The sequence below is a fragment of the Nocardioides sp. NPDC057577 genome (assembly GCF_042801335.1).
Lineage (GTDB): Bacteria > Actinomycetota > Actinomycetes > Propionibacteriales > Nocardioidaceae > Nocardioides.
In genome coordinates, this window is the sequence record NZ_JBHVGB010000063.1 from 17,346 (window position 1) to 28,232 (window position 10,887).

8 protein-coding genes are annotated in these 10,887 nt (G+C 70.7%); 2 read left to right on the forward strand and 6 right to left on the reverse strand.

Going from position 1 to position 10,887, the window contains the following annotated elements:
• Positions 1-130: 130 nt before the first annotated feature.
• Entirely contained in the window at positions 131-1,537 is a 1,407-nt protein-coding gene (xylB, locus tag ACFU7D_RS14590) for a xylulokinase (protein ID WP_378868130.1), read from the reverse strand.
• A 2-nt stretch (positions 1,538-1,539) separates the two neighbouring features.
• The gene (gene xylA, locus ACFU7D_RS14595; RefSeq protein WP_378868133.1) at positions 1,540-2,694 is read right to left on the reverse strand and encodes a xylose isomerase; all 1,155 of its coding nucleotides are present in this window, start codon (positions 2,692-2,694) and stop codon (positions 1,540-1,542) included.
• A 134-nt stretch (positions 2,695-2,828) separates the two neighbouring features.
• On the opposite strand from xylA, the gene ACFU7D_RS14600 reads away from it, so the two are divergent.
• Positions 2,829-4,031, forward strand: a complete 1,203-nt coding sequence (locus tag ACFU7D_RS14600) for an ROK family protein (protein WP_378868135.1) — start codon at positions 2,829-2,831, stop codon at positions 4,029-4,031.
• Between the two features lie 58 nt (positions 4,032-4,089).
• Here the strand turns inward: ACFU7D_RS14600 and ACFU7D_RS14605 are convergent, their stop codons facing one another.
• Genes ACFU7D_RS14605 through ACFU7D_RS14620 form a run of 4 tightly spaced genes read right to left on the reverse strand, consistent with a single transcriptional unit; the run spans position 4,090 to position 9,667 of the window.
• Positions 4,090-6,483 carry a glycoside hydrolase family 3 N-terminal domain-containing protein gene (locus tag ACFU7D_RS14605; protein WP_378868137.1) on the reverse strand — a complete coding sequence of 798 codons (2,394 nt, stop codon included), beginning with the start codon at positions 6,481-6,483 and terminating at the stop codon, positions 4,090-4,092.
• Between the two features lie 14 nt (positions 6,484-6,497).
• Positions 6,498-7,349: a carbohydrate ABC transporter permease gene (locus tag ACFU7D_RS14610; protein ID WP_378726718.1), complete on the reverse strand. Its 852-nt coding sequence runs from the start codon at positions 7,347-7,349 to the stop codon at positions 6,498-6,500.
• The gene (locus ACFU7D_RS14615; protein WP_378868140.1) at positions 7,346-8,368 is read right to left on the reverse strand and encodes a carbohydrate ABC transporter permease; all 1,023 of its coding nucleotides are present in this window, start codon (positions 8,366-8,368) and stop codon (positions 7,346-7,348) included. Before ACFU7D_RS14615 ends, ACFU7D_RS14610 begins: the two co-directional genes overlap by 4 nt.
• A gap of 9 nt (positions 8,369-8,377) precedes the next feature.
• On the reverse strand, positions 8,378-9,667 hold the full coding sequence (locus tag ACFU7D_RS14620) for an ABC transporter substrate-binding protein (RefSeq protein ID WP_378868142.1): 1,290 nt from the start codon (positions 9,665-9,667) through the stop codon (positions 8,378-8,380).
• A 162-nt stretch (positions 9,668-9,829) separates the two neighbouring features.
• Between ACFU7D_RS14620 and ACFU7D_RS14625 the strand changes: the two genes are divergently transcribed.
• Positions 9,830-10,864 carry a LacI family DNA-binding transcriptional regulator gene (locus ACFU7D_RS14625; RefSeq protein ID WP_378726724.1) on the forward strand — a complete coding sequence of 345 codons (1,035 nt, stop codon included), beginning with the start codon at positions 9,830-9,832 and terminating at the stop codon, positions 10,862-10,864.
• Positions 10,865-10,887: the final 23 nt, after the last annotated feature.

Here is a 10,887-nt window from a genome sequence, read left to right on the forward strand (position 1 = left end):
TCGGCCGACCTAACTGCCGCCTCGGCCGACCTAACTGCCGCCTCGGCCGACCTAACTGCCGCCTCGGCCGACCTAACTGCCGCCTCGGCCGACCTAACTGCCGCCTCGGCCGACCTGGCTGACGCCTCGGCTAGGTTCCTTCGGTCAGGTCGCGGACCTCGGCATAGCGGGAGCGGACTGCGGGATCGGGGTCGGCGTCGTACGTCACCGAACCGGCGAGCTCCCACGACGGGGGCTCCACGCCGCCGGTGAGGACCCAGGCGGCCTGGCGGGCGGCACCGTCGGCGACGTACTCCCCCGGCTCGGGCACGACCACCGGACGACCGAAGACGACGGGCGCGATCCGGCGGACCGCCTCTGACCTCGCACCACCGCCGACGAGCAGCACGCGGCGTACCTCGGCGCCCTGCTCCACCAGTGCGTCGATGGCGTCGGCGAGGCCGCACAGCAGACCCTCGACCGCAGCGCGGGCCAGGTGGGCCGGCGTGGCGGTGGCGAGGGTGAGGCCGTGGAGTGCGCCCTTCGCGTCGGGGCGGTTGGGGGTGCGCTCGCCTTCCAGGTAGGGCACGAGGACCAGGCCGTCGGAGCCCGAGGGTGCCGACAGCGCGAGGTCGGAGAGCTCCTCGAGCGAGACGCCCAGCAGCGAGGCCGTCGAGGAGAGCACGCGCGCCGCGTTGAGGGTGCAGACCAGCGGCAGGAAGCGGCCGGTCGCGTCGGCGAAGCCCGCCACCGTGCCCGTCGTCTCCGCCGTCGGTGCCTCCGCCACCGCGCAGGCCACGCCCGAGGTGCCGATCGAGACCACCACGTCACCGGGCACAGCGCCCAGACCGAGGGCCGAGGCGGCGTTGTCTCCTGCACCGGCGCCGAGCAGCGCACCGGCGGAGAGAGCCGAGGACGTACGCCCCGCCGACTCCGCCGGACCGAGCACCCGCGGAAGGACGAGGTCACCGCGGCCGAAGGCTCGCTCGAGCAGGTCGCGCCGGTAGTCCCCGGACGGCGTCGCCCAGTAGCCCGTGCCCGACGCGTCGGACCGGTCGGTCGTGAGCGTGTCCAGGCCGGCGGCGCCGGAGAGCTTCCAGGTCAGCCAGTCGTGCGGCAGGCAGACGCCGGCCACCTTCGCGGCCAGCTCGGGCTCGTTCTCGGCCAGCCAACGCAGCTTGGTGATGGTGAACGAGGCCACCAGCACCGAACCCGTCTGGGCCGCCCACCGCTCCGCCCCGAGCTCGGCGTTGAGGGCATCGGCCGCGGGCGCGGAGCGGGTGTCGTTCCACAGCAGCGCGGGACGTACGACCTCACCTGCGGCGTCGAGCGTGACCATGCCGTGCTGCTGGCCACCGACGGCGATGGCCTCGACGTCGTCGAGTCCTCCGGCCGCCGCGACCGCCTCGCCGAGCGCGGTCCACCAGTGGTCGGGGTGGACCTCGGTGCCGTCGGGGTGCTTGGCGCTCCCGGAACGTACGAGCTCACCCGTCGACGCGTCGCGGATGACGACCTTGCAGGACTGGGTCGAGGAGTCGACCCCGGCTACGAGCCTCATCTTCAGCGGAGACCGAGGAGGTGGTCCATCGCGAGCTGGTCGAGGTGCTCGAAGCCGAAGCCGTGGTCGAGCTTGTCGATGTCGTAGGACGCGTTGCGCAGGTCATCGAGGGTCTCGCCCGCGGTGAGCGTGGGCTGGGCGAGCTCGTCGAGCTGGGACGCGGCGAGCGCGGCCTGGACCTCGGGGTCGGCGCGGAACGCCGCGGCGCGCTCCTTGAGTACGAGGTAGTTCTTCATGCAGCCGGCGGCCGAGGCCCACACGCCGGCCTCGTCCTCGGTGCGCGGCGGCTTGAAGTCGAAGTGGCGCGGACCGTCGTAGCCCTTGCTCTCGAGCAGGTCGACGACGTTGAACGCACCGCGCAGGTTGCCGGCGCCGAAGCGCAGGTCCTGGTCGAAGCGCGGGCCGTGCTGGCCGTTGAGGTCGATGTGGAAGAGCTTGCCGTGCCACAGCGCCTGCGCGATGCCCGCAGCGAAGTTGACGCCGGCCATCTCCTCGTGACCGACCTCCGGGTTGAGACCGACCAGCTCGGGCCGCTCGAGGGAGTTGATGAAGGCGATGGCGTGGCCGATGGTCGGCAGCAGGATGTCACCACGAGGCTCGTTCGGCTTCGGCTCGATGGCGAAGCGGATGTCGTAGCCCTTCTCGGTCACGTAATCGCCCAGCAGGTTGACCGCCTCGCGGTAGCGGTCGAGCGCGTGCGCGATGTCCTTCGCGGCGTGCGACTCGGCGCCTTCACGGCCACCCCACATGACGTACGTCGTCGCCCCGAGCTCGGCGGCCAGGTCGATGTTCTTGGCGGTCTTGGCGATCGCGAAGCGACGGATGTCGCGATCATTGGAGGTGAAGCCGCCGTCCTTGAAGACGGAGTGGCTGAACAGGTTGGTGGTCGCCATCGGGACCTTCAGGCCGGTCTGCTCGAGAGCACCCTTGAGCTTGTCGATCTGTGCCTGGCGCTCGGCCTCGGTCGCGTCGAAGTCGAAGACGTCGTTGTCGTGGAAGGTGATGCCGTAGGCGCCGATCTCGGCGAGCTTCTCCACCGAGTGCGCGATGTCCATCTGCGGGCGGGTCGGGCCGCCGAACACGTCGACGCCCTGCCAGCCGACGGTCCACAGGCCGAAGGTGAACTTGTCTTCCGGGGTGGGGGTGTACTCCGTCATAGCCTGGGTTCCTTACTTAGTTCACGACTTGGACTATCTCGCATCATCCAACGCGACACACGTCACATTGTCAACCAGATGCCACATGAGAATGCCTCCTTGACCTCAAGTTCATGACTTGGTCTAATCCCTGCATGAACCCTCGCTCAGAGCCTGCGCAGCATGCCGGGATGCGGGCGAGCAACCTCTCGCTCGTGCTCGGTGAGGTCGCTCGCACCGGCCCCGCCTCCCGGGCCCGGGTCGCCGCCCACACCGGCCTGACCAAGTCGTCGGTCTCTGGCCTGGTGACCGACCTGATCCACGCCGGCCTGCTCGAGGAGAGCGCCCCGGCGGCGGTCGAGCGCGGCCGCCCGGCCACGGCACTCTCCCTCGCCCCGGACGGCGCGGCCGGGCTCGGCCTGGAGATCAACGTCGACTACCTGGCCGCCGTGGTGACCGACTTGTCCGGTGCACCGCGCTACCACCATGTCGTACGCAGCGACAACCGCGGCCGCGAGGTCGCCGAGGTGGTCGCCGACGTCCTGGAGATCGCCCGCACAGCCGCCCGCAGCGCGGCCTCCCAGGGTCTCCCCCTGGCCGCGGCCTGTGTGGCGGTGCCCGGCCTGACCGTCGACGGCACCGTCGTACGCACTCCCAACCTGGGCTGGACCCAGGTCGAGCTCGCCGCCGCGATCCGGGAGGGCACCGGGCTCGAGGTCGAGCTCGAGAACGAGGCCAACCTCGCCGCGCTCGGCGAGATGTGGTTCGGCGGCCACGAGCAGGACGGCAGCCCTCCGCGCGACTTCGTGCACGTCTCGGGCGAGATCGGCATCGGCGGCGGCATCGTGATCGACGGCCAGGTCTTCCGCGGGGCGCACGCCGGCGCAGGCGAGCTCGGCCACGTCGTGGTCGCTCCCGACGGTCCGCGGTGCGCCTGCGGCGGCCACGGCTGCCTGGAGCGGATGGCGGGACAGCAGGAGATCCTCGCCCGGGCGGGCGTGGAGACCATGGCCGACCTCACCAGGGCCTGCGAGGCGGGCGACCAGGCCGCGCTCGACGCCGTCGCCGACGCGGGCCGTTACCTCGGGATCGCGCTCGCCTCGGTCCTCACCCTCCTCGACCCGGCCGCTGTCGTGCTCGGGGGCGCGTTCGCCACGCTCGCACCGTGGCTCTCCGCGGCGACCTCGGCCTCGATCAGCCACCACACCGGCGCCACCGAGCCGCCGCCGCTGCTGGTCTCCGGACTCGGCAGCGACGCGGCCGTGCGCGGCGCGGCCGGAACGGTCGTACGCCGCGTCATCGGTGACCCCGCGGCCTACCTCGCCCAGCACACAGCCCGCCGAGTCGGCTCGTCATGACGAGCCGACTCGACGGGAATCTCGGTCAGAACGAGCCGACTCGACGGGACTTCGCGGCCTAGGGTGAGACGGTCGCCGTCGTGATCCGAGGGTCGGCGGTGCTGACGCGGTGGACCTCGCCGATGATCGTGACCAACGCCTTGTCGCTGCCCGACTCACCGGCGGCCGAGGCGGCGTCGACGCCGGAGAGCTCGGCGATGCCCTCGGCGACCGCGGTGGCGACCTTCTCCCCGGCCGAGGCGGCCACCCAGACCTCGACATCGCCGGGCTCGACGATGCGGGTGAGACTGCGGTCGGTGAAGGCCAGCCGCGTCGTGGGCACCTCGAAGCGGACCGTCGCCGACTCGCCGGGACCCAACGCGACCCGCTGGTAGCCGAGCAGCTGCGAGACCGGCCTCACGACCGACGCCAGCAGGTCGCGGCCGTAGAGCTGAACCACGTCCACACCCGCGACATCACCGAGGTTGGTGACGGTCACCTCGACGCCGAAGGTGCCACCGGCCGCGACGGAGCGCTCTGCCGAGAGCCCGCTGTAGCCGAAGGTGGTGTAGGAGAGCCCGAAGCCGAACGGGCGCGCCGGCGTCGGGTCGGTGCTGGTGACCTCGGAGGGACCACCCAGCAGCGGCTGCAGGTAGCTGTAGGGCTGGGTCCCGGAGACCCGCGGCAGCGAGACCGGGAGCCGACCCGAGGGGTTGACCGCGCCGGAGATGACGCGCGCCAGGGCCGGTCCGCCCTCCTCGCCGGGGAAGAACGCCTGCAGCACCGCGGCCGGACGGGTCGCGTCGTCGAGCGCCCAGCCCAGGGCGTACGGCCTGCCGGTGATGACCACGAGCACGACCGGCGTCCCCGTCGCGACGACCGCGGAGACCAGCTCGCGCTGGACCCCGGGAAGGTCGAGCGACTCCGAGTCGTTGCCCTCCCCGACCGTGCCACGGCCGAAGAGCCCGGCCTGGTCACCGACGACGACCACGGCCACGTCCGCACCCTGAGCCACCGAGACCGCGGCCGGGAAGCCCGAGCGGTCGGTGCCCTCGACCGCACACCCGGCCACGACCTCGTAGGAGGAGGCGCCGAGCTCGGCCCGGATCGCCTCGGCGATCGTCGGCAGCTCGATGCCCAGCGGCTGGTCGGGATAGCTCGCCATCACGTGGTTGACGAAGGAGTAGCACCCCATCAGCGCCTCGGGGCGGTCGGCGTTCGGGCCGATGATCGCCACCTTGGCGGGGGCCTCGCGCAGCGGGAGGATCCCGTCGTTGCTGAGCAGCACCACCGACTCCTCGGCCAGCCGGCGTGCCAGCGCGCGGTGGGCCGGGGAGTCCAGGTCGATCGACTCCGGCGCCCCCTCCTCCAGTCCGGCCAGGAAGGACTCGTCCAGCAGCCCGAGCGACTCCTTCTGCGCCAGCGCCCGCAGCACCGCCCGGTCGACGAGCGACTCGGAGACCTCACCGGAGCGGATCAGCGCCGCGAGCGGCTCGAGGTAGGCATCGCCGCTCGGAAGCTCGATGTCGACACCGGCCTCGAGGGCGACCGCGGCGGCCCGTCCCCGGTCCGCGGCGATCGCGTGCATCACCGCCAGGAACGCGACACCGAAGTAGTCGGCCACCACGACCCCGTCGAAGCCCCAGGTCTCGCGCAGCAGCGTGGTGAGGTGCTCGACCGAGGAGTGCTGCGGCACCCCGTCGATGTCGTTGTACGCCGCCATCACCGACTTCGCCCCACCGTCCAGCACCGCCATCTCGAAGGGCGGCAGATAGATGTCGGCGATCTCGCGCGGACCCGCGGAGACGGGCGCGTGGTTGCGGCCGGCGCGCGAGCCCGAGTAGGCGACGAAGTGCTTCAGCGTCGCGTGCACGCCGGCGGACTGAAGCCCCCGAACGTACGCAGTGGCGACCGTCCCGACGAGATAGGGGTCCTCGCCGATGGCCTCCTCGCAGCGGCCCCAGCGCGCGTCGCGGATCACGTCGAGCACCGGGGCGAGCCCCTGGTGCACGCCGAGCGCGCGCATGTCGGCGCCGATCGTCCGGGCCATCTCCTCGACGCCCTCGGGGTCGAAGGACGCGCCCCAGGCCAGCGGCGTCGGGAAGGTTGCCGCCTGCCAGGTCGCCAGTCCGGTGAGGCACTCCTCGTGGACCAGAGCCGGGATCCCGAGCCGCGTCCGCGAGACCAGGCGTCTCTGCTCGGCCCACAACCACGCGGCGCGCTCTGCGGGGTCGACGGGCCGGGTGCCGTACACCCGGCTGTAGTGGCCGAGCCCGTGGGCGGTGATCTCGGGGAGCCGCCGGCCGTCGCCCGCGTCCATCTCGTCGGCCATCGGCGCGACGACGTCGCCGCCGCGGTCGAGCCAGTAGCCCACGATCTGGGCGAGCTTCTCCTCCAGGGTCATCCGTGCGTGCAGGTCGCGCACGCGCTCGGAGACCGGCGGCCAGGCGGGAAGGGGGGTGGAGTGAGCCACAGGTAGGTTCCGTTCTAGCCCTTGACCGCGCCCTGCAGGCCGCTGACGAGCCGGCGCTGGAAGGCGAGGAAGAGCACGAGGGCGGGGATCATCGCGAGCGTGGTGAACGCGAGGACACCGGCGGTGTCGGCGGAGTGCTCGGTCGAGAAGTCGGCGACGCCGAGCGGGAGGGTGCGCATCTTGTCCTGGAGGAGCAGCAGCGGCAGCAGGTAGGCGTTCCAGGAGGTCACGAACGCCAGCACACCGACGGTGATCATGCCCGGCACCGAGAGCGGCATCAGGACCCGCCAGAAGATGCCGATCCGGCTGGCACCGTCCATCAGCGCCGCCTCCTCCAGCTCCTTGGGCAGCGCCATCAGGAACGGCCGCAGGATGACCACCGTCATCGGCAGCGCGAACGCCGCCTGCGGCAGGGCAACGCCCCACCAGGTGTTCGCCATCTGCAGGTTGCGGGTGATGATGATGAACAGCGGAATGATCGCCACCGCGGCCGGGAAGAGCAGGCCGAGCACGAAGACCATGAACAGCGCCTCGCGCCCCCGGAACTGGTAGCGAGCCAAGGGGTACGCCGCCATCAGCCCGAACACGACGGTCACCACCGTGGTGATGATCGCGATCATCGTCGAGTTCAGTGCGTACTGCCAGAACGACGGGTTGGACAGCACTCCGGCGTAGTTGCTCCACACCCACGGGTCGGGAAGCCCGGCCGGCTTGTCGGCGAGCTGGGCGTTGGTGCGGAAGCCGCCCAGCGCGCCGTAGAGGACCGGGCCGATGGTGATCGCGACGACGATCAGCGCGATCAGGTAGACCCACAGGTTGCCGCCGCCGCTGCGGCGGCGCGGGGTGAGATCGGCCATGAGGCTCATGCCGTGTCCTCCTTGGTGTCGCGGCGCAGGATCAGGACCTGGTAGGCCAGCGCCATCGCGAAGGCGATCACGAACAGGATCACCGAGGCGGCGCCGGCGATGCCGTAGTTGTGGCGCTTGGTGCCCTCGTCGATGAGGTACGTCGCCATGGTGTTCGTCGCGTTCGCGGGACCGCCCTGGGTGAGCACCCAGATCATGTCGAAGCACTGGATCGAGCCGATCATCGACAAGAAGGCCCAGGTACGCATGGTGGGGCCGAGCAGAGGGATCGTGATCCGCCACTGCGTCTGCCACCAGGAGGCGCCGTCGAGCTGGGCGGCCTCGTAGAGCTCCTCGGAGACGCCCTGCATACCGGCCAGGAAGAGCAGCACGGCCAGCCCGAGATACTTCCAGGTCAGCACCAGAAGCACGATCCACAGGGCGTACTCCGGGGTGCCGAGCCAGCCCTGATCGGGTGGAGTCAGACCGACCTTCGCGGTCAGCGCGTCGATGAAGCCGTACTGCGGCTGCAGCAGCTGCAGCCAGATCACCGCGGCGATGACCTCGGCCAGGACGTACGGCACGAAGATGATCGTGCGCAGCAGGCCCTGGCCACGCATCCTGCGGTTGAGCAGGAGGGCGATGGCCACACCCAGCGGGAGCTGGAGCAGGATCGAGCCCACCACGATGATCATGTTGTGGCCGACCGCGCTGCGGAAGACCTCGTCGCCGAGGACCTCGGCGTAGTTCTCCAGGCCGACGAAGTCGGTCAGGTCTCCGAAGCCCTTCCAGTCGTAGACCGAGAAGCGCACCGCGGTGACGATCGGCCAGGCGACGAAGAGCGCGATGAGCGCGAGCGCGGGGGTTACGAAGACCAGGATCTCCAGGCGCTTGCGCCAGTCGTCACCGCGCCGGATCGGATCGGCAGAGCCGGTACCCCTGGCACCGCCGGGGGCCCGGCGTACAGGATCTGTACGCCGGGCATCCGATGTGGCGTGCCCTGGCGCCGCCGGAGCGGGCTCGGTCACGTCGTGTGTCACAGGTTCGGCTCACTTTTCCTTGTCAGCGGCGGCCTGGGTGGCCGTGACGATGTCGGCACCCGAGCCCTTGCCCGCGAACACGTTGACGATGGCGTCGTTCATCGCGCCGCCGACGGACTGGCCGAAGGCGGTGTCGAAGTAGAGCTGGACGTACGGCGCGCTGTCACGCACCTTGATCAGGTCGGCCAGCGCCGGGTCGGTCAGCGAGCCGACCGCGTCGGGGTTGGTCGGCAGACCCATGCCGTTCTCCGCGAAGCCCTTCTGGACGTCGGTGGAGAGCAGGTACTTCACGAAGTCGACCGAGGCGTCCGGAGCGCCCTCGGAGACGGCCCAGGCATCGCCGCCGCCCATCTGGGCGCCCGGGTCGCCCTGGCCGCCGGTGATGGTCGGGAAGGAGAACCAGCCGGTCTTCTCCCCCAGCCCCTGCTTGTCCTCGGTGATGCCCTGCATCACGCCCGGCTCCCAGTGGCCGGCGAGCTCCATGGCGACCTTGCCGGTCGCGAGGAGGCCGGAGGCCGAGGTCGGACCCTCCTGGGCGCCGGTGGAGAGGAAGCCCTTGTTGAACGGCTCCGTCGCGACGAGGTCGGCGACGTCGTCGCCGGCCTTGGTGAAGCAGGGGTCGGAGAAGTCGAGGCTCTTGACCGCATCGGTGAGCACGTCCTGCGAGCACTCCCGGACCGCGGTCCAGTAGTAGTAGTGCGCGGCCGGCCAGGCGTCCTTGGCGCCGACCGAGACCGGCTGGATCTTCGCGGCCTTGAGCTTCTCGACCGCGGCGCCGAACTCCTCCATCGTCGTCGGCGCGGCGGTGATGCCGGCCTCGGCGAAGAGGTCCTTGTTGTACCAGAACCCGACGACGCCGATCGAGAACGGCAGCGCGTACGTCTTGTCGTCGACCTGCCAGCCGGCCACGGAGCCGCCGATCATCTCGATCTCGTCTGCCGCGTCCTCGGAGAGGTCCTTGGTCAGGCCGGCCTCGACGTGGTCGGCGAGCTCGCCGCCGCCACGCTCCATGTAGACGTCCGGGACCTGCTCGGGGTCGCCGCTCTGGAACGCGGCGTCGAGCTTGGTGAGCATGTCCTCGTGGGCGAAGGCCTGCACCTTGACGTCGACGCCGGGGTTGGCCTTCTCGAAGTCCTTCGCGACCTGCTCGTAGTACCCCTTGCCGGGGTCGTTGTTGGAGTTATGCCACCAGATGATGGTGTTGTCGTCGCCACCGGAGTCGCCCGAGCCGCCACAACCGGTGGCGGCAATCATCAATCCGGCGCACAGCGCGGCGAGCGCTTGTGTCTTCCTCGACATCTTGGGACCTCTTCGTCACAGCTCTGGATGTGTGGGTTATGTGACTGCCGCCACATTGTCGGGGTCGAGCATGGCGCGTGTCGGGCGGTCGTGTCAATCGTTGTCGATAACGTTTTCGTAGATGGTTATCGGACATGCCCCAAGTGGGCTACTGTCAGGGTCATGAGCACGCTCGACCAGCCCCGCCCCCGCCGGGTGACGATCACCGATGTGGCCAGGGAGGCCGGGGTCTCGGTGGCCACCGTCTCCAAGGTGATCAACGAGCGCTACGGAGTCAGCGAAGCGACGAGCGAGAAGGTCCTCGCGGTGATCGACGAGCTCGGCTACCAGTCGTCACTGATCGCCTCGAGCCTGCGCCGCAAGTCCACCGGAGTCATCGGCGTGCTCGTGGCCGAGTTCGAGCCCTACTCCGCCGAGCTCCTCAAGGGGATCTCGGCGGCTCTGGACGGCACCGGCTATGAGCTGTTGGCCCACGCCGGGCGCACCGGCGCCCACAACCACACCGGCTGGGAGCGCCGCTCGCTCTCCCGCCTCGGTCACACCCTGATCGACGGCGCGATCGTGGTCACGCCCTCGATGATCATCACCGACGAGACCACCATCCCGGTCGTCGCGATCGACCCCCACACCGGACCGGACGGCCCGATGACCGTCGACGCCGACAACATCACCGGCGCCCGGCTCGCCGTCGACCATCTGGTCGGGCTCGGCCACCGGCGCATCGGGTTCCTCGGCGGGCGCCCCGACCTCCGCTCCGCCGGCCTGCGCGAGCAGGGCTACCGCGAGGCGCTCCACGCCGCCGGTCTGAGCGTCTCCCCCGACCTGATCCGGGTGGGCGGCTACCACCCCGAGCTAGCCGAGGCACCGGCCCGTGAGCTGCTCTCACTCCCGGCCGGCGAGCGGCCCACCGCCATCTTCGCCGCCAACGACATCTCCGCGATCAAGGTCATCGAGGTCGCCGGCTCGCTCGGCCTGCGCGTGCCCGAGGACCTCTCGGTGATCGGCTTCGACAACGTACCCGAGGCTCGCGACGCCACTCCCCCGCTCACCACCGTCGCCCAGCCGCTCCACGAGATGGGCCGGGCAGCGCTCGGGCTCCTGCTCGAGCTGCTCGAGGGCAAGCAGACCGAGCGTCACCTGCGGCTGCCGGCCGAGCTGGTCGTACGCAGCAGCACGGCCCCGCCCGCGAAACCGTAGTTCTGGCGGGCCGAGAATGCAGT